Origin of the sequence: Pseudoalteromonas arctica (genome assembly GCF_012927645.1) — a bacterium.
GTDB lineage: Bacteria > Pseudomonadota > Gammaproteobacteria > Enterobacterales > Alteromonadaceae > Pseudoalteromonas > Pseudoalteromonas arctica_A.
In genome coordinates, this window is sequence record NZ_JABBMT010000100.1 from 1 (window position 1) to 632 (window position 632).

Sequence of the window (632 nt, forward strand, 5' to 3'; positions counted from 1 at the left end):
GCACGTTGGGTATTCCAGTGTTTCGAAGGAATAAGCATTATATATTTACCAGACAAAATTCCTATCGTTGCCAATTTGGAAGCGCGCAATCAAACCATCATTGATTGTTTAGGTGAACAGTATCAGAAAATTTATTCTTAAAGTGGGTGCGGAAGATCGGATAAAACAGTGCTGCTATACTCTATTAATCAAATTGACTGTACTACTTAGTATGATTACCTCTAATTTAGATGTAGGAGCATGGAAGGAATTGGCATTTTTGATGGTGATATAATAATTATTGATGGGCAGCAACAGTTAAGTATGGCGATGTGATTGTTGCTGTTTTAAATGGCTTGTTTGTTTGCAAAATAGCAGATTTAAAAAACAACCGGTTGCTATCTGCTAACCCCGATCACCCCAGGGCGCGAGCACACTTTGTTAACGATGTTAACCGAACAACAATTCCTCTCTAAAAGCATCGTCATAACACGCTCTTACACACTTGCTTCTTATTGAACTATTTCTTTTCGTATGTTGTTTTACCATGTTTCTAACCACTCGACGAAATAATGCCATATGTTGTGCGCTTAACGGATCGTGAATTTGAGATGCATCTTCTTTAAACACGACATCCAATATCCAGTGTTGTT

General features: G+C 37.7%; 1 protein-coding gene. It reads right to left on the reverse strand.

All coding sequences use genetic code 11. The annotated features are described in order from the left end of the window. Positions 1 to 429: 429 nt before the first annotated feature. Positions 430 to 632 (reverse strand): transposase (locus tag HHO47_RS19075; RefSeq protein ID WP_432651946.1); only part of this gene is annotated, 203 nt, incomplete at its 5' end.